Origin of the sequence: Pseudactinotalea sp. (genome assembly GCF_048594945.1) — a bacterium.
Classification (GTDB): Bacteria; Actinomycetota; Actinomycetes; order Actinomycetales; family Beutenbergiaceae; genus Pseudactinotalea.
Map to the genome: position 1 here is coordinate 1 of NZ_JBMDXJ010000104.1, position 17,432 is coordinate 17,432.

Annotated in this window: 17 protein-coding genes and 1 pseudogene; 6 read left to right on the forward strand and 12 right to left on the reverse strand. The window is 70.3% G+C overall.

What is annotated here, in order from left to right; translation table 11 throughout:
• Positions 1 to 521, reverse strand: a pseudogene (locus ACOJSN_RS04870) (D-alanine--D-alanine ligase A); the annotation flags it as partial.
• A gap of 274 nt (positions 522 to 795) precedes the next feature.
• On the opposite strand from ACOJSN_RS04870, the gene ACOJSN_RS04875 reads away from it, so the two are divergent.
• Entirely contained in the window at positions 796 to 2,376 is a 1,581-nt protein-coding gene (locus ACOJSN_RS04875; RefSeq protein WP_420111384.1) for a DUF222 domain-containing protein, read from the forward strand.
• Positions 2,377 to 2,561: 185 nt separating this feature from the next.
• On the opposite strand, the gene ACOJSN_RS04880 is transcribed toward ACOJSN_RS04875, so the two are convergent.
• Positions 2,562 to 3,404: a PHP domain-containing protein gene (locus tag ACOJSN_RS04880; protein WP_420111385.1), complete on the reverse strand. Its 843-nt coding sequence runs from the start codon at positions 3,402 to 3,404 to the stop codon at positions 2,562 to 2,564.
• A 79-nt stretch (positions 3,405 to 3,483) separates the two neighbouring features.
• Between ACOJSN_RS04880 and ACOJSN_RS04885 the strand changes: the two genes are divergently transcribed.
• Genes ACOJSN_RS04885 through ACOJSN_RS04895 form a run of 3 tightly spaced genes read left to right on the forward strand, consistent with a single transcriptional unit; the run spans position 3,484 to position 5,984 of the window.
• Complete coding sequence (locus tag ACOJSN_RS04885) at positions 3,484 to 4,632, forward strand: trans-sulfuration enzyme family protein (RefSeq protein ID WP_420111386.1); 1,149 nt, start codon at positions 3,484 to 3,486, stop codon at positions 4,630 to 4,632.
• Entirely contained in the window at positions 4,629 to 5,291 is a 663-nt protein-coding gene (locus ACOJSN_RS04890; RefSeq protein ID WP_420111387.1) for a DNA methyltransferase, read from the forward strand. Before ACOJSN_RS04885 ends, ACOJSN_RS04890 begins: the two co-directional genes overlap by 4 nt.
• Before the next feature lie 45 nt (positions 5,292 to 5,336).
• Positions 5,337 to 5,984 (forward strand): AMIN-like domain-containing (lipo)protein, encoded by a 648-nt coding sequence (locus ACOJSN_RS04895; RefSeq protein WP_420111388.1) that lies wholly within the window; start codon positions 5,337 to 5,339, stop codon positions 5,982 to 5,984.
• Here the strand turns inward: ACOJSN_RS04895 and ACOJSN_RS04900 are convergent.
• The 5 genes from ACOJSN_RS04900 to ACOJSN_RS04920 form a co-directional block, all read right to left on the reverse strand.
• Positions 5,981 to 6,706, reverse strand: coding sequence for a lysophospholipid acyltransferase family protein (locus tag ACOJSN_RS04900; RefSeq protein ID WP_420111389.1), 726 nt, complete (start codon positions 6,704 to 6,706; stop codon positions 5,981 to 5,983). The genes ACOJSN_RS04895 and ACOJSN_RS04900 overlap by 4 nt on opposite strands.
• A complete protein-coding gene (locus ACOJSN_RS04905) occupies positions 6,697 to 7,305 on the reverse strand; it encodes a response regulator transcription factor (RefSeq protein ID WP_420111390.1) in 609 nt (202 codons plus the stop codon). Before ACOJSN_RS04905 ends, ACOJSN_RS04900 begins: the two co-directional genes overlap by 10 nt.
• On the reverse strand, positions 7,302 to 8,450 hold the full coding sequence (locus ACOJSN_RS04910; RefSeq protein ID WP_420111391.1) for a sensor histidine kinase: 1,149 nt from the start codon (positions 8,448 to 8,450) through the stop codon (positions 7,302 to 7,304). Before ACOJSN_RS04910 ends, ACOJSN_RS04905 begins: the two co-directional genes overlap by 4 nt.
• Before the next feature lie 76 nt (positions 8,451 to 8,526).
• A complete protein-coding gene (locus ACOJSN_RS04915) occupies positions 8,527 to 9,357 on the reverse strand; it encodes an ABC transporter permease (protein ID WP_420111392.1) in 831 nt (276 codons plus the stop codon).
• A gap of 27 nt (positions 9,358 to 9,384) precedes the next feature.
• Complete coding sequence (locus ACOJSN_RS04920) at positions 9,385 to 10,326, reverse strand: ABC transporter ATP-binding protein (protein WP_420111393.1); 942 nt, start codon at positions 10,324 to 10,326, stop codon at positions 9,385 to 9,387.
• A 111-nt stretch (positions 10,327 to 10,437) separates the two neighbouring features.
• On the opposite strand from ACOJSN_RS04920, the gene ACOJSN_RS04925 reads away from it, so the two are divergent.
• Together ACOJSN_RS04925 and ACOJSN_RS04930 are read left to right on the forward strand one after the other, a co-directional pair.
• Entirely contained in the window at positions 10,438 to 10,815 is a 378-nt protein-coding gene (locus tag ACOJSN_RS04925) for a VOC family protein (protein ID WP_420111394.1), read from the forward strand.
• Between the two features lie 53 nt (positions 10,816 to 10,868).
• Positions 10,869 to 11,741 carry an SMP-30/gluconolactonase/LRE family protein gene (locus ACOJSN_RS04930; RefSeq protein WP_420111395.1) on the forward strand — a complete coding sequence of 291 codons (873 nt, stop codon included), beginning with the start codon at positions 10,869 to 10,871 and terminating at the stop codon, positions 11,739 to 11,741.
• Here ACOJSN_RS04930 and ACOJSN_RS04935 read toward each other — a convergent pair.
• The 5 genes from ACOJSN_RS04935 to ACOJSN_RS04955 all read right to left on the reverse strand — a co-directional run.
• On the reverse strand, positions 11,729 to 13,027 hold the full coding sequence (locus ACOJSN_RS04935) for an SPFH domain-containing protein (RefSeq protein ID WP_420111396.1): 1,299 nt from the start codon (positions 13,025 to 13,027) through the stop codon (positions 11,729 to 11,731). The genes ACOJSN_RS04930 and ACOJSN_RS04935 overlap by 13 nt on opposite strands.
• The gene (locus tag ACOJSN_RS04940; protein ID WP_420111397.1) at positions 13,020 to 14,660 is read right to left on the reverse strand and encodes an SPFH domain-containing protein; all 1,641 of its coding nucleotides are present in this window, start codon (positions 14,658 to 14,660) and stop codon (positions 13,020 to 13,022) included. Before ACOJSN_RS04940 ends, ACOJSN_RS04935 begins: the two co-directional genes overlap by 8 nt.
• Before the next feature lie 105 nt (positions 14,661 to 14,765).
• The gene (gene murA, locus ACOJSN_RS04945; RefSeq protein WP_420111398.1) at positions 14,766 to 16,079 is read right to left on the reverse strand and encodes a UDP-N-acetylglucosamine 1-carboxyvinyltransferase; all 1,314 of its coding nucleotides are present in this window, start codon (positions 16,077 to 16,079) and stop codon (positions 14,766 to 14,768) included.
• A gap of 119 nt (positions 16,080 to 16,198) precedes the next feature.
• Positions 16,199 to 16,855, reverse strand: a complete 657-nt coding sequence (leuD, locus tag ACOJSN_RS04950) for a 3-isopropylmalate dehydratase small subunit (protein WP_420111399.1) — start codon at positions 16,853 to 16,855, stop codon at positions 16,199 to 16,201.
• A gap of 22 nt (positions 16,856 to 16,877) precedes the next feature.
• A partial coding sequence (locus tag ACOJSN_RS04955) for an aconitase family protein (protein WP_420111400.1) occupies positions 16,878 to 17,432 on the reverse strand: 555 nt, incomplete at its 5' end.

The following is a 17,432-nucleotide window of genomic DNA, read 5'->3' on the forward strand; positions in this document are numbered from 1 at the left end:
CCCGGGTTCGTGCGCCACTGCCGCGCCGTCACGCTCACGTACGGGCCGACCGGGATGCCGGCCTCCGCCAGCACGACCTTCATGTAGTGCTTGTCCATGCCGACCGCCGACGCGAGCACGCCCGCGCCGACGTACCGCACGTCCGCGAGCTCGAGCAGCCCCTGGAGCGTGCCGTCCTCGCCGAACGGTCCGTGCAGGAGCGGGAACACGACGTCCACCTGGGCGAGCTGGTCCGGCACCGCGCCCGGCTCGGTGACCGTGAGCGTGCCCGCGGCCCCCATGGGGACGGTGACCTCGGCGCCGTCGGCGTCGGTGACCTCGGGGAGCCGCCCCGGGCCGATCGCCCAGCGGTCCGCCTCATCGGCGGCCACGACCCAGCGGCCCTCGCGGGTGACGCCGATAGGGACCACGTCGTACCGGTCGCGGTCGATGGCCGCGAGCACCCCGGAGGCCGTGAGGCAGCTGATCGTGTGCTCGGAGCTCTTGCCGCCGAACACCACGGCGACCTTCGTCTTGGTCATCGAGGGTCAGGGTACCTGCGAGGGGCGGGGCGGTTGCGGAGGCGGGGCGCTTGCGGAGGAATGGCTGGGTCGGTATCCGGCGTCCCTGGGATAGGCGTGCGCCTTTGATGTCGCGTTCCTTCGTGGTGTTGGCTCTCGTCGGCGGGGTCGCCGCTCCGCACGGTCGCCTCTCCCACAGAGTCGCCTCCTGTGGCGGAGTCGCCTCCTCCTGTGGGCGCCGGCTCCCTGCAGCGCACCGAGGCTCAATGTCAGTGGTCGCACCTAGGTTGGATTCATGACCACGACGACCACTCCTTCCACCGGTTCGGCGGCTGCGGCCGCCGGGCCGGTGCGGGGTGCGGACGAGGTCCTCGGGTCCGCGCGGCACGCGCGTCAGGCCGCGGATGCGGCCGAGGTGCAGGTCCTCATCGATGCCGTGGACTGGGCGGTGATGAACCCGCCGCTGTTCGCCCGGGATGCGGCCGCGATCTACACCCCCACCGGCACCGGTGATCGGCCGGTGCGGGAGGATCTCACCGCCACCGGGGTCCCGGACGTGGACCGCGCCGCTGTCGCCGAGCTCGGCCTGGCCCTGGGGGTTTCGACCCAGGCCGCCGGGCGCCTGCTCGCCGACGCCCTGGAACTGGCCTACCGGCTCCCCCACCTGTGGACCCGGCTAGTAGCCGGCGAGGTCAAGCCCTGCCGGGCTCGCAAGGTCGCCCAAGCCACCCGGCCTCTGGCGCGCCTGGCGGCGGCGTTCGTGGACCGCGAACTTGCCCCGCTGGCTGACCGGGTCTCCGGTCCGCAACTCGAAGGGCTGATGGCGACAGCGATGGCGCGCCACGACCAGGACCTGGCAGCCGAGCTGGCCGCGCAGCGCGCCGAACAGCGCCACCTGAACGTCGACCTCCGCAGCACCACCCTTGCTGGCCTGACACCGATCACCGGCAACATCGACCTGCCCGACGCCCACGACCTGGAGGCCGCGCTCTCCCAAGGCGCGGCCCAGCTCGCTGCCTGGGGATCAGAAGACCCTCTCGACGTCCGCAGAGCCCGCGCCCTGGGCGACCTCGCCCGCGACTACCTCACCCACACCACCGGCGAGCAGAACAACAGCGAGAGCGGTGGTGATGGTGCGGAGGGTCCAGAACCACCACGTCGGTCAGCGGCGTCGAAGCGCAAGATCGTGCTCTACGCCCACCTGACCGAGACCGCCATCCTGGACATGATCCGCCGCGACAACAGGTCGGGACGGGTGCACATGGGCCGGGTCGAGAACACCGACACCCCGATCACTGCCGAGACCATCCGGGAATGGGTCAACGACCCCCACACCACCGCGATCATCCGCCCCGTGCTCGACCTCAACGGACACCAGCACGCCAGCGCCTACGAGGTCCCCGGCAGAATCAAGGAACACGTCCGACTCCGCGACGGCACCTGCCAGTTCCCCGGCTGCCACGCCCAAGGCCTCTACTGCCAGTACGACCACACCACCCCCTACGACCACGAGCACCCCGAGAACGGCGGCCAGACCGAGACCAGCGGACTCGCACTGCTGTGCCAGCTGTACCACAACCTCAAGACCCACCACGGCTACACCTACACCGTGCTCACCAACGGAGCCGTCCTCTGGCGCACCCCACACGGACTCCGCATCCGACGCAACCGCGACGGCACCACCGACTACCTCAGACATCACCGACGCTACTGCGACGACGAACACTGCCCCACCTGCACAGACACCGACAGCGCGAGCGCGACGAGTGCGACCGATGCCGCCGCAGCCGCGGCGGGCCGCCGACCAGTCTCCCCCGGCTCCCCACTCCCGGAACTCGAAGCCGACCCCGGCGCCCTCGGCCCACCACCCTTCTGACCACCCCGCCCCGAACCCCGCGCCACCGGCAGCGGGGACATCGACACGCCCCAGGTCGTCACGAGCACGGGGCCGCAGGTGCGGGGCGTTGCATCGCTCGCCCACGAGGCTCCCGCACCCACCTCCAGAGGCCGGATCGACCTGACAAACCGCCGAGAGCGGTCGACGCGTCGTGAGTCTGCGCGCTAGCGCCACCACAGATCGGCGATGCCCGCGCCGGGGCGGAATCCGGCCGCCTCGACCATGGCGACAGCGTCGGCGAATCTCACCCCGAGCGCGCCGGGGAGGTGCGCGTCGCTGGCGAACGAGACGGCGCGGCCGCCGGCCGCGGCCCACCACTGCGGCATCCACGGCCGCAGCCGCGCCGCGCTCATCTCGAGCGCCCGCCCGCTGTGCGCGATCGCGCGCATCGCCTCGCGGAACCCTTCCTCGAACGTCTCGACACAGAAGGGGCCAGCCTGGCCGGTGGGCCAGGTGCGGACCGCGTAGTCGAGGTGGGTCACGACCTCGTAGGGCTCGGTGCCGGCGACCATCACCACCATCTCCTCCAGGTACCGCCACATCACCGTCTCCGCGCCCCACCGTTCGTAGAGAGCGGCCGGCTCGGCACGGTCGTCGCCGATCGCGAGGGTGTGCAGCGACCCGATCACGCGGTCCAGGCCCGCCAGGTCCACGTGCTCGGAGACCTCGGTCGTGACGAGATGCGGCTGCCCCAGCTCCACGCCGGTGAGGATCCGCAGCTGTGGGAACCGTTCGCGGCAGCGCTCGATCGAGGCCAGGTAGCCGGCGGCATCGAAACGCGGCGGCACCATCCGACCCTCGTGAATCAGGTGAGGGTACTCGGAGACGTCACTGTGGCTCGCCAGCCAGCTGCCGGCATCCGCGTGGTCGGTGAAGACGAGTGCCGGCAGCTCGACCTCGATCGCGCGGGCGCAGGTGCGCTCCATCGTCCCGGCCACGTCCGACAGCGGCCCACCGGTGTCCCAGGACCACTCGCTGTGGACGTGGCTGTCGCACGGGAGCTTCATCCCACTATTCTGTCGAACCGTCGAGCGCCTGAGAGGCCAGCCGGCAACCCTGGCTTTATCCGCCCCGTACCCTCATCTCGTGACGGACATCAACGGCCTCCGACCCGATTCCCTCGTCGTCGCGGCAGGTCGACCGCCGCGCGTGACCGGGGCACCGGTGAACCCGCCGGTGGTGCTGTCGTCGACGTACGTGGGCGTGGACAGCCCCGGCCCCGACGATCTCCTCTACGCCCGATACGACACCGAGTCGTGGCGCGGCCTGGAGGACGCGATCGGCGCGCTCGAGGGCTCCACGCAGCGGGCCCTGGTCTACGGGTCCGGCATGGCGGCGATCAGTGCGGCACTGTCGCTGGTACCTCGCAACGGCACCCTCGCGATCCCTCGCCACAGCTACAACGTCTCGCTCGTCGCGGCCCGCGCCCACGCCGAGGAGCGAGACCTCACCGTGATCGAGGTCGACATCGCCGAGACCGAGTCGGTCACGGCGGCGCTCAACGGTGCCGACTCCCCCACGCTGTGGCTCGAGTCCCCGACCAACCCGATGCTCGAGATCGCGGACATCCCCGCGCTCGTTGAAGCGACCCACGCCCGCGGCGGCACGGTGATCGCCGACAACACCTTCGCCACCCCGCTCGCCCAGCAGCCGCTCGCCCTGGGCGCCGACGTGGTGGTGCACTCGGTGACCAAGTACCTGGCCGGACACTCCGACGTCGTCATGGGCGCCGCCGTCACCGACAACCCCGACCTCTGGTCGCGGCTGAAGACGCAGCGCGACGTGCATGGCGCCATCCCCGGCCCATGGGAGGCCTGGCTGGCGCTGCGTGGGCTGCGCACGCTCGCCCTCCGCGTCCAGCGCTCCCAGGCGAGCGCCCTCGAGCTGGCCCAACGACTCGAGGCCCATCCCGCAGCGCTCGAGGTGCGCCACCCCGGGCTGCCCAGCCACCCGCAGCACGATCGGGCACGCGCTCAGATGAGCGGCTTCGGCTCGATCATCACGCTCCGCCCCCGCGGCGGCGTCGAGGCCGCCGCCACCGTCGCCCGCACCGTCAACCTCTGGACGCCCGCCACCAGCCTCGGCGGCGTCGAGTCCCTCATCGAGCGGCGTCGCCGGCTCCCCGCCGAGCCCGCCACCGTGCCCGACGACCTGCTCCGTCTCTCGGTCGGCATCGAGGACGTCGAGGACCTCGCAGCCGATCTTGTAGCCGCGCTCGAGACCAGCCAACGGTGAATCTCCCCACCGAGATCCGCGCGACGCTCGCCGAGCTCGAGGCTGAGCGGCACCCCGACGCCGAGGAGGACGTCCACTTCACCCGCGGCCTCGCCCGCACCGTGATCGAGACACTCACCGCCCCCGGCGAGCTCGTCCTCGACCCGTTCGCCGGCTTCGGAACCACCCTGGAGGTGGCGCACGAGTTGGGACGCCCAGCCGTAGGCGTCGAATTGCTGCCCGAGCGGGTGGCGACGATCCGCGCACGGGTGCCGGGCGCCGTCGTGATCGAGGGCGATGCCCGCGGGCTCCGCGATCTCACCGATCTCGCAGCCGGCTCGGTCGCGCTCGCGCTCACCTCGCCTCCCTGGATGACGGCGAACGACCACCCCGCGAATCCGCTCACCGCCTATGAGAGGGATGACGGCGACTACCGCACCTATCTGCGCGATCTCACCGCGGTCGCAGGGCAGGTCCGCGACCTGCTCCGCCCGGGGGGTCACCTCGCGCTCGACCTCGCCGACATCCGGCACGAGGGTGAGGTCACCCCGCTCATCGCCGACGTCACGGCTGCGGTCTCCGGCGTGCTGGACCACGGGCGAACCGTGCCGATCGTGTGGGACCGGCTGCCGCACGATCTTGTCTCCAACCGGCTCGTCGTGTTCTCCCGGAGTTCCTGAGCATCCCTGCCTAGGCTGGCGACACACCGATCCGAGGAGGACGCGATGCGACGAGGCACGATCAGGACCCTGCTGACGTTGGCCGCCACGGCGAGCCTCGTGACTGCCTGCGGTACCGGCGGCGGTGACGACCCTACGAGCGACCCCACCGACGAGCCCACCAGCGCCGCCACCTCGGACGAGCCGACCACCGACGAACCCACCACCGAGGACCCGACCGAGGAGACGCCGTCGGGCGAGGACGCCGACGGCCCTGCCTGGCCCGAGACCACCGACGACCAGGCCAACGAGGCCTTCGAGTCCGAGCTGGTCCTCACGGACGTACGCGTGGCCGAGCACGCAGACTTCGACCGCCTGGTCCTGGAGTTCGAGGGCGACGGTGAGCCAGGCTGGCGGGTGGGGTATGTCGAGGAGGCCGTGCGGGAGGGCAGCGGCGAGTCGATCACGCTCGACGGCGACGCGATCCTGCAGGTCAGCGCGACACACATCATGGCGACCGACATGTCTGCCTACTACGACGGCCCCCAGCAGTTCGACCCGGACACCGAGGTGATCGACGACGTCTTCGTGGACGGGTCGTTCGAGGGCTACAGCACCGTCTACCTCGGCCTCGACGACGTGGAGATCTTCCGGGTCTTCACGCTCAGCGAGCCCTCCCGCCTCGTGGTGGACGTGCAGGATCTCGATAGCTAGCGCGGTGTGTGCGGGCGCCGCACGAACGGCGTCTCCGGCGGTTCCTCACCGCGGATCTGTACCAGCTGATCCGTGAGCCGGGTCATCATCCTGGCGGTCGCCTCCACCCATGCCTCAGGCTCATCGGCGCGCTCGAGCAGGTCGCTCAGGTCCACCGGCGGGCCGGCCACCACGTCCGAGGACGCGGGCGGGAACGGGCGGAACCCGGTGCCGGTGGCCGGGATGACGTTCTGCGCACCCCACTGCGTCACCGGCACCACGGTCGCACCCGTGCGCAGCGCCAGCCGCGCCACCCCGGTCTTGGCCTTCATCGGCCACAGGTCCGGGTCCTGCGTGGTGGTGCCCTCCGGGTAGACCAGCACGGCGTAGCCGGCCGCGAGCGCGGCCTCGGCGTCCGCGAGCGCACCCCGGGCGCCAGCGGTCTCCCGGTGCACCGGGACCGCCTTGACCTGCCGCATCACCCAGCCCACCACGGGGTAGCGCCACAGCGACTCCTTCGCCATCACGCACGGCCACACACCGTGGTCCACGAGGAAGTGGATCATCGTGAACGGGTCGAAGGTCGAGAGGTGGTTGGCCACCACGATGAACGGACCGTCGGGAAGGTGCTCCGCTCCACGCCAGCGCCGCGGCCGGGTGATCAGGGCCATCAGCGGCCGCAGCGTGGCGACGATCGCGCGAAACACCCACGGCGGCTTGGGCCGCCCGGCGCTCACAGCCACCCACGCTCCCGCGCGACCCGCACGGCCTCGTGCCGGTTGGCGACACCGAGCTTGGCGACAGCGGCGGAGAGATAGTTGCGCACGGTGCCCGGCGAGAGGTGCGCACGGGAGGCGATCTCCTCCACGGGGGCTCCACCTGCCGCCAGCTCCAGCACGTCACTCTCACGCGTGGTCAGCGGGCTGGCGCCGGCGGCGATCGCATCGGCTGCCAGCTCAGGGTCCACGTACCGGCCACCGCGATGCACGGTTCGTACGGCCTCGGCGAGCACGGCCGCCGACGATGTCTTCGGCAGAAAGCCCCGCACACCGGTCTCGAGTGCGCGCCGCAGGTATCCCGGTCTGCCGTGGCTGGTCACGATCACGCACGCACACTCCGGCAGCTGCGTGGCGAGCTGCTCCGCGACCTCGATGCCGTCGAGGCCCGGCATCTGCAGGTCCAGCAGCGCCACGTCGGGCCGGTGCTTCAGGGCCGCCGCCAACGCCTCGTCACCCGAGCCGGCCACCGCTACCACCTCGAGGTCGTCCTGCAGCCCCAGCAGCGCAGCGACGGCGTCACGGATCAGCGTCTCGTCGTCGGCCAGCAGCACGGTGATCGTCATGGGGCGTCATCCTCCCGCAGCGGGACCTCGGCGGTGACCACGAACGTGCCGCCACGCGCAGTGACGTCGAACGTGCCGCCCCTGCTCGCGAGCCGCTCCCGCAGCCCACGCAGTCCGTTGCCTGCTGTGATCGGGTCGGTGATCGCCGGAGCGCCGTCGTTGCTGATCCGGACCCGGCACGTTGCTTCGAGGACGCGGACGTCGATCTCGCAGTGGGTGGCGTCGGCGTGTCGCACCACATTGGTGACCGCCTCCCGCACCACCCAGGCCACGGCGGCGGCCACGGGCTCCGGCAGGTCGAGCCCTTCGCCTGCGACGCGGCACGTGACACCCGCCGAACGCAGCAGCTCGCGTGCGCCCGCGATCTCGGTGTCGAGGTCGGCAGACCGGTAGCCCTGGATGACGCCGCGAACCTCGCGCAGCGCGTCGTGCGCCAGCTGCCGCACCTCGAGCATCTCGGCCGGCCCACGTGGGTCACCTCGTTCCGCGAGCGCTGCCGCGAGCTCGCTCTTGACCGCCACGGTGGACAAGGTGCGCCCGAACACGTCGTGCAGATCCCGTGAGAACCGCAGCCGTTCCTCGGCCACAGCGAGCCGCCCGGCCACGTCCCGCGCATCCTGGAGCTCCCAGACCACGCGCATGGTCCAGACCGACAGGCGGCACGAGAGCGCGACACCCAGGGCGGCGAGGCTGCCGCCGATCATCAGGGCGAGCACGCTGGCGCGCGGCACTCCTACCAGCGCGAGCACGCCGGCGCCGACGAGCATCACGCCGACCGCCATGGCGCACATGTGCCAGAGCCGCCGCGGCAGCGGGCTGACGGCAGCCACCGCTGCCACGAGCGGCAGCATCACCGCGGTCGGCGTACCGACCGAGTCGGGTCCGGGATAGCCGACGATCGCCACGGCACAGGCCGCGACGGTCGCGACCAGCAGCCACAGCAGCCGCAGCCGCGGGAACGTGCTGCGGCCGCTGTAGCTGCTCATCGCCGGCACGAACACGCGCGCAGCGAGGACAGCATGCACGCAGATGAGTCCGACGTACACGAGGGGCCACGCACCCTCATACCGAGCCGAGCCAGTCAGCAGTATCAGCCCGAAGAGCACCTCGAGACTGAAGACCGCATACATTGACCAACGCGTCATGACCTCGAAGCGCTCTGGGCTGCTCCACTGTCTCCAGCGGAACAGCCCGGGCGTCGAGGTGGTCACCGGAGTCAACCTACCGGCGTGGCTCCCAGGGCATCTTCTTCTGCACGAGGTAGCCGCCGATCGCGATCCATGCGAGCAGCACGATGGTAGGCACGAGCCCGGCCACGAACGTCTGGGCGAAGTCGTGCGTGCCCCCGTCGGACGCCGTGCCGGACAGGCCTAGCGTCATCAGCTGGTTCGCCGCCGCGAGCGGTGTCAGCTCGGCGATCGTGCGCATCACGTCGGGCATGAGAGCGAACGGGAAGGTCGAACCGGAGAGGAAGATCAGCACAGCCAGCGGCAGCAGCGTGGTGATCTGGGCGGCCTCGACGGTGCGCGTGATGGTCGCCGTGGCGTATCCGAGCACGGCGAGCCCGGAGAAGCCGAGCACGAGCCCGAGCACGAGCAGCACGGGGTTGACCATCGAGGGCATGCCCACGAGCACGGCGATCGCGATACCACCGAGAATGACCTGCGCCAGGATGATCGACAGCGCCGGGACCGCCATCGCGGTCAAGACCTCCCACCGCTGCACCTCACCCGTGGTCAGCCGCTTCAGCATCAGCTCCTCGCGGCGTGCCACGGCGGTGGTGCAGAGGTTGTAGTAGCCCGCGAACACGATCGCGAACACCACGAGCGAGGCCATGAGGTTCGTGACCACCTCGGTGCGGTCGCTGTCCATGCCGGGCATCTGGAACGAGTTGATGAGGATGACCATCAGCGGACCGAGCGTCAAGGCATTGAACAGCGCGGTCTTGTTCCTGATCAGCAGGGTCATCTCGAGCTTGGCAAGGGCAAAGACCCGCCCGACGGCGGAGCCTCGCTCATGCGTACGGGCGGGACTGGGGGCTGTGGTCGCCATGGTGCGCTCCTGTGGTAGGTCGAGTGGTCAGGCGGCGGCGGGCTCGGGAAGCGAGCCGGCTCCTGCGGCGATCGAGAGGAAGGCCTGCTCGAGCGAGGCGGCGCGGGCGTCGAGGTCACCGATGGTGACGCGCTCCTCGCGCGCCCAGACGAGCAGCGTGAGCATGTCGTCCTGCAGCTGCGGTGTGGTGATGGTGTACCGGGTACCGCCCACGCCGCGCTCCTGCTGCACGCTGCCGAACAGCGGGGGCGGCGCCGGCGCATCGGCCGGAATCGTCATCGTGATGCGTGCGGGCTCGTCGGCCACGATGTCGGCCACGGTGCCTTCACGCACGATCTGGCCGGCGTGCATGATCGCGAGCCGGTCGGAGAGCTCCTCGGCCTCCTCGAGGTAGTGCGTGGTCAGCAGCACCGTCACGCCGTCGTTGAGTCGTGAGCGCACGATGCTCCACGCATCGCGGCGGGACTCGGGGTCCAGGCCCGTGGTCGGCTCGTCGAGGAAGAGCAGCTCGGGGCGACCGAGCAACGCGAGCGCGAGGTCGAGGCGGCGGCGCTCGCCTCCGGACAGGCTGGACACGGCGACACCGGCGCGATGAGAGAGCCCCACGGCTGCGAGCACGTCATCGTCGCTGCGCCGGCTCTGCGTGGCCGCCCAGGTGGTGACCATCTCGCCGGCGCGCACGTCGGCGGGGAAGCCCGCCTCCTGCAGCATGATTCCGGTGCGGGTGCGGACCTCGGCCCGCTCGCGATAGGGGTCCATGCCGAATACGCGGACCTCGCCGTCGCTGGCAGGGGCGATGCCCTCGACGACCTCCAGCAGTGAGGTCTTGCCGGCGCCGTTGGTGCCGAGCAGCGCGAACAGCTCGCCCTGCTGGATCTGGAGATCGACGCCGCGCACGGCCTCGAACGGTGCGCCCGATCCACGGTATGTGCGCCGGACGCCGGTGGCGGTGATCACTGGTGTGTTCATGTCCTCCAGCGTGCCGGTCCGGCCGCGATCGGCCCAGTGTCCGCGGTCACCGGTTCGGATGCAGCGCTCATCGGCACCCCATGACGAACGTCATGGGTCTACGGTCGGGCAATGGCACTGATCCCGTACCTCACGGTGCACGACGCCGCGGACGCCATCGCGTTCTATGCCGCCGCGTTCGGCGCCGAGGAGTCCGGCGAGCGATACACGGGTGCGGACGGCACGATCGGCCATGCCGAGCTGAGGATCGGCCGGGACGTGTTCTTCCTGTCCGACGAGAGCAGGCAGCACGGTGCCTACGCCCCGGCCGCTCTCGGGCACAGCACCTCCGCGCTGGTGCTCACGGTCGATGACGTCGACGCCACCTACGACGCCGCCATCAGCTGCGGTGCCACGGTCGACCGCAAGCCGACCGACCAACCCTGGGGCGAACGGCTGGGGTGGCTGGTCGATCCCTTCGGCCACCGGTGGGCACTCACCTCGGGGTGATACCCGCGGGATAGGCTCCCGCCCGAGTACCGTCGGCGCTGCGAGGGAGTGTGATGGACATCGAGGTCGACCTGGTGCTGGACAGTCGCGCGCACCTCGGAGAAGGCCCGGTGTGGGACGAGGACGCCCAGGAGCTCGTCTGGGTGAACCTGATCAAGGGCGAGGTGCACCGGTTCGACCCGGCCACCGGCACGGACCGCGGGCTGGACGTGGGCACACCGGTGGGCGCCGCGGCGCTGCGCTCCTCAGGCGGCTTCGTGCTCGCGGTCGAGAACGGCTTCGCCACGCTCTCGGAGACCGGCGACCTGACACCGCTCGTCGACCTGGGACTCGGCCCCACGCACCGCGCCAACGACGGCAAGTGCGACCGCTTCGGCCGGTTCTGGGCCGGCACGAACGCCTACGACTTCACCCCGGGCGAGTCCACGCTCTGGCGACTCGACGCGGATGGCTCAGCCTCCGCCGTCGTGACGGGTCTCACGCTCGCGAACGGGCTCGACTGGAGCCCCGACGACACCACCATGTACCTGATCGACACCGTGCCCGGAGTGTGGGCGTTCGACTTCGAGAGCACCGCCGGCGCGGCGGGCACCCTGAGCGGTGCCCGCGCCCTGGTCACGTTCGCGGAGGGCGAGCTACCGGACGGCATGACCGTCGATGCCCAGGGCTACCTGTGGGTCGCCATGTACTCCGGCGGCGAGGTGCGCCGCTACGCCCCGGACGGCGCGCTCGCAGGACGTATCCCGGTGCCGGTGGCCAACCCCTCCTCGTGTGCGTTCGGCGGCCCCGACCTGCGCGACCTCTACATCACCACCGGCCACCAGCTCGACGACCCGACGGCGCTCGACCCGGACAACCACCTCGGCAGCCTCTTCCGGTGCCGGCCAGGCGTGGCCGGGCTGCCCGCGGGTCGCTACTCGGGCTGACGCACGGTCGGCAGCACCTGCCGGCTCTGCTCGCCCAGGCCCGGCAGCAGCTGCGCGAGCAGCAGCGTGGACAAGGCCGAGGAATCGGTGCCGCCGGAGGAGTCGGTCTTGACGATCACCGGGCGAGGAGCAGCCTCGGCGAGCAATGCACCCACGTCGAGACGCCGTCGAGCCAGCTCGTAGGCGAGCACCGCCCGGTTGTCCTTGTACGCGGTGGCGAGCTGCTCGCGCGCCTTCGCCTCACCCTGCGCGGCCACGAGGTTGGTGCGGGCCCGGGTCTCGATCTCGTAGCGGATCTTCTGCGCCTCGGTCTCGCGCTCCTCGAGCATCTGCGCCACGTCCTGGCGGGCCTTGTTGAGCGCGGCGTTGACCTCCACGATCTTGGCGTCGCGGACCTTCTTGCTCCGCTCGATCTCCATCAGCAGGGTGTCGACGCGGCGCTTGCGCGCCAGTTCCCACTCCTTCTCGTACGCGGCGCGCTCCTTGGACACCCGCTCGCGCGTGGCGAGGTGCTCGCGGTACTCCTCGGGCAGCTGCACGTCCGGGATGTTGCATCCGATGATCTGCACGCCGTACGGCGTCAGCTGCCGGTTGAGCAGATCCTGCATGTCCTTGACGTCGGAGCCGCGCAGGTCGTACGCGCGCTCGGTGTAGACCTGACGCGAGCGCTGCCGGATCGCATCCTGCACCGAGTTCGAGAGCACGAGGTCGAAGTTGCCGGCGCCGATCGTCTGCACGAACTTGATCGCGTCGAGGATCCGGAACCGCAGGAAGAACTCGATCGACTTCAGCGGCACGTTCTCGTTGGTCGGCGAGCTCAGCACCGGAGCCGAGTACGGGATCTCGGTGGTCACGTCGACCACGTACGCGACCCTCTTCCAGGGGTGCCACAGGTAGTGCCGGCCGGGTGAGAGGCCCGGGCCCGTGATCGCCCCGAACGTGGTCAGCACACCGATCGTGCCCTCCTCGATCTCCACGATCGAGGACCGCCACCACCAGACCGCGGCCAGGAGCACCAGCACGATCCCCGCGACCAGCGTCACGGTGCTCAGCATGGGCGCGTCGGCGAGGCGCAGCAGCACCGAGCTGGCGATCGACCACACCGCCAACCACACCAGCACGAGCCACCTGGTCCCGCGGCTGTCGCGCGGGATCACCACCGGCACCAGTGCGCCGTCCTCGCCACCTCGCAGCAACGCCGCGACATCGCCCCAACCGGCGAGCGCCTCCTTGATCGAGCTCATCCCGGCACCCCGGACCGCACGCACCGACACCTGCTCAGCCATCGTTCGTCCCCTCCTGCTCGACGGTCGGCTGGTCAGGCTCCATCGCCACCGACCGACGGATCTCCTCGACGCGGTCGGCACCCGGGACCGCGTCCTCCTCCTGCGGTGTCACGATCTCCACCTGCGTCTCCTCCGGTGGCTTCAGCAGACCCTCGATCCGGTCCTCGCGACCGGCCACCCGATCGGCGATCTCCGCCCGCCGGGCCGTGATCGCCTGCATGTCGTCCGAGGAGAACAGCTGCGCGTCGGACCCCCCGATCAGGTCCCGGGCGATCGCCAGGTAGTCCACGCCCTCACCCTCGCCGCCCACGCGCACGATCTGCGGCAACGACTCCGCGAGCGACTCCAGCTTCGTGAGCACGTCCTGCTGGTAGGTGTAGTTGAGGATCTCCGGTGCGAGCGCCGCGCTCAGCGCCTGGATGTCGAGCGCCTGCGCCTCCAGCAGCGCCGCGTTGGCGTTCGCGGTCGACTCCGACTCCACGAACCGCTGCCTGGCCAGCGCGTTCGCGCGGTTGGTCTCGCGCTCGAGCGCGGTGTCCATCTGCGCCTGGTAGCGGGCGATATCGGCCTGGATCGCCGACAAGGTCTCGTTGAGCGAGGCGAGGTCCTTGTTCAGATCGCCCTCGTTCTGTTCCTTGCGCAGCTGCAGCTCGTACTCGTACGTGTACGCCTCCTTCGCCACCCGCACCATCTCGGGGGCGGCAAGGTCCATCCGGTATTCCTGACTGGCTGGCTCCGCGTGCGTGATGTTTGCCGTGGTCAGCTGCACCGCAGGCTGGAACTGAGCGTTGAGCTGCTCGAGCAGCCGCGATGTGCTCTCGCCCACCAGGTCGTAGATCCCGGAGGCCTCCTGCTCGTAGATGAGCGACCGTGTGGTCTCCGAGATCGCGTTGTTGAGCTTGTCCTGGAAGCCCTGCACGGCACCGAGCACGAACACGAACTCACGGGCGTTGGTGATCTTGAACTGCAGGAACAGATCCACGCTCGCCTGCACGCCCGACTTCGTGGGCGCCTGCCGGATCGGCGCGTTGAACGGGTACTCGCGCGTGGTGTTGACGATGTACGAGACGCGCTTCCACGGGTTGAGCAGCGTCACCAGCCCCGGTCCGACCTCGGCCTCGACCTTGCCGAACCGGGAGATCAGTGCGCGGCACCCCTCGGGCACCATCACCATCCCCTGCCGCCAGTAGCGGTAGAAGGCGGTGAGCAGTACGAGCACCCAGTAGTGCGGCCCGAACACGGCGTTGGAGAGCCCGAACGGCAGCAGCACGAGGTAACCGGCGACGCCGATGACCACGGCGAGGAACACCGGCAGCAGGCCCCGGATGCGCCGCGACTTCGGCATCACCATCGGGGTGATCACGTGCACCGCGCCCGTGGGTCCCTGTTCGTAGTGGCTGCGCGACAGCACCTCGGCGGCCTCGTCGATCGAGCACGTCACCGCGGCGATCCGAGTCCCGGCCGAGTTGCCCTCCGGGCGTGCACCCGGGAAGTCCTGCGGATTCAACCCGAACGACTGCGCGGCCTGGGCTACCGAGGTCCCCTCGGTTGCCGAGCTCACTGCCTGCCCGACGGCGGCCCTCACGTTGGGATTCTGCGCGATCTTTCGCGCGGCATCGGCCAGCTGGCTCATCGACCACTCTCCCTGCAGTAGCGGGGGGCACCTCAGCCCCCTGCGTCGATCCTGTCATGGCTGCAGCCCGGCCGCGTCCGCACGACCGGGTGAGAACTGCCCTGCTCAGACGGTCTCGAACTTGGCGCCGAGCGCCTCGAGCTTGCCCTCGAAGTTCTCGTAGCCGCGATTGATGAGCTCGATACCGCGGACGTTCGAGGTGCCCTCCGCAGCGAGCGCCGCGATGAGGTGGCTGAAGCCCCCGCGCAGGTCCGGCACCACGATGTCGGCAGCGTGCAGCGGTGTGGGGCCGGAGATGATCGCCGAGTGAAAGAAGTTCTTCTGCCCGAACCGGCACGGACCGCCACCCAGGCACTCGCGGTACACCTGGATGGTGGCGCCCATCTCCTTGAGCGCCTCGGTGAAGCCGAACCGGTTCTCGTACACGGTCTCGTGCACGATCGACAAGCCCGACGCCTGCGTGAGCGCCACGACCAGCGGCTGCTGCCAGTCCGTCATGAAGCCCGGGTGCACGTCGGTCTCGAGAGCGATCGCCTTGAGCTCGGTGCCGGGGTGACGGAACCGGATCCCGTCGTCGTCGATGTCGAACGCACCGCCGACCTTGCGGAAGGTATTGAGGAACGTGACCATGTCGGCCTGATGGGCGCCGCGCACGTAGATGTCGCCGTGGGTCGCGAGGGCGGCCGCACCCCATGAGGCCGCCTCGATGCGATCGGGCAGCGCGGTGAAGGTGTAGCCGCGCAGACTCTCTACTCCCTCGACCCGGATCACGCGACCGGGGTCCACGGAGATGATCGCGCCCATGCGCTGCAGCACGGAGATCAGGTCCATGATCTCGGGCTCGATCGCGGCGTTGCGCAGCTCGGTCTTGCCGCGCGCGCGTACCGCGGTCAGCAGCAGCTGTTCGGTCGCGCCCACGCTCGGGTACGGCAGCTCCACCTGGGTCCCGGTGAGCCCGTTCGGCGCCGTGATGCTGATGCCCGACTCCAGCTTGTCCACCCGCGCGCCGAACTCGCGCAGGATGCTCAGGTGGTAGTCGATCGGTCGGTCACCGATGTGGCAACCGCCCAGGTCGGGAATGAACGCCTCCCCCAGCCGATGAACGAGCGGCCCGCACAGGAGGATCGGGATCCGGGAGGAGCCCGCGTGCGCGTTGACCTCCGCCATGTGCGCCGTCTCGACCCGCTGCGGGTCCATCGTGACCACGCCGGCCTCGCGGTCCCGTTCCACGTGGACACCGTGCAGCCGCAGGATGTCGGAGACGACCTTGACGTCCTTGATCTGTGGGACGTTGCGCAGTTCGCTGGGACTGTCGCCCAGAACCGCCGCCACCATGGCCTTCGACACGAAGTTCTTGGCCCCGCGCACCGTGATCTCACCGGTAAGCGGGGTTCCCCCATGCACCCGCAGCTCGCTCATGACACCCCGTCCGTTCGACTGACGTCCACCCACGCCGGCTAGGCGCCCGGGACGCCGACAACTGTACGTCGCACCCGGCACAGCGGCGCCGCGGCACACGGAGCATGCGCCCAGCAGCCTCAGACCGGGGTGATCGGGAGCGCGATCGGGCGTGCCGCCTTGATCGGGGCGCTCGGCAGGTGCTTGGCGGGCAGCGTCGCGGGCTTGTAGCTCGGCCGCGACTGCTCGAACGCGGTGATGTCGGCCTCGTGCTCGAGCGTGAGACCGATGTCGTCGAGGCCCTCCATCAGGCGCCAGCGCGTGTAGTCGTCCACCTGGAATGCGGCGACCACATCGCCGCAGGTGACCGTGCGGGCCCCCAGGTCGACGGTGATCTCGGTGCCCGGCTCGGACTCGAGGATCTTCCAGATCAGCTCGATGTCCTCCTGGGAGAGCTGGGCCGCGAGCAGCCCCTGCTTGCCGGATTTGCCTCGGAAGATGTCGGCGAACCGGGTGGACAGCACCACGCGGAAGCCGTAGTCCTTGAGCGCCCAGACGGCGTGCTCACGCGAGGATCCGGTACCGAAGTCCGGCCCGGCCACGAGTACCGAGCCGGCGCGATAGGCGTCCTGGTTGAGCACGAAGTTCGGGTCGTTCCGCCAGGCCGAGAACAGCGCGTCCTCGAAACCGGTGCGGGTGACCCGCTTGAGGTAGACGGCGGGGATGATCTGGTCGGTGTCGACGTTGCTGCGGCGCAGCGGGACGCCGATGCCGGTGTGGGTGGTGAACTTCTCCATGGCTCTGTCCTTCCTCGCTCGCTCAGACCTGGACCGGGACGCGGGGGTCGAGCGGCGCCAGCGGCGACCCGTCCAGCTCGGCCACGTCCAGCGCGGCGAAGCTCGGGTCGTCAGCGGCGAGATCAGCGACCGAGGACAGCGTGCCGCGGATCGCAGTGGCCGCGGCGACCAGTGGTGACACCAGGTGGGTGCGACCTCCCTTGCCCTGCCGGCCCTCGAAGTTGCGGTTCGACGTGGACGCCGCCCGCTCCCCCGGCTGCAGCTGGTCGGGGTTCATGCCCAGGCACATCGAGCAGCCGGCGTTGCGCCACTCGGCACCGAAGTCGAGGAAGATCGCATCGAGCCCCTCGGCCTCGGCCTGCAGGCGCACGCGCGCCGAGGCGGGCACCACGAGCACGCGCACATCGTCGGCCTTGCGGCGGTCCTTGAACACCTTCGCGACCGACCTCAGGTCCTCGATGCGCCCGTTCGTGCAGGAGCCGATGAACACGGTGTCCACGTGGATCTCGCGCAGCGGCTGGCCGGGGATCAGGCCCATGTACTCGATCGCGCGCTCGGCGGCCACACGGTCGTTCTC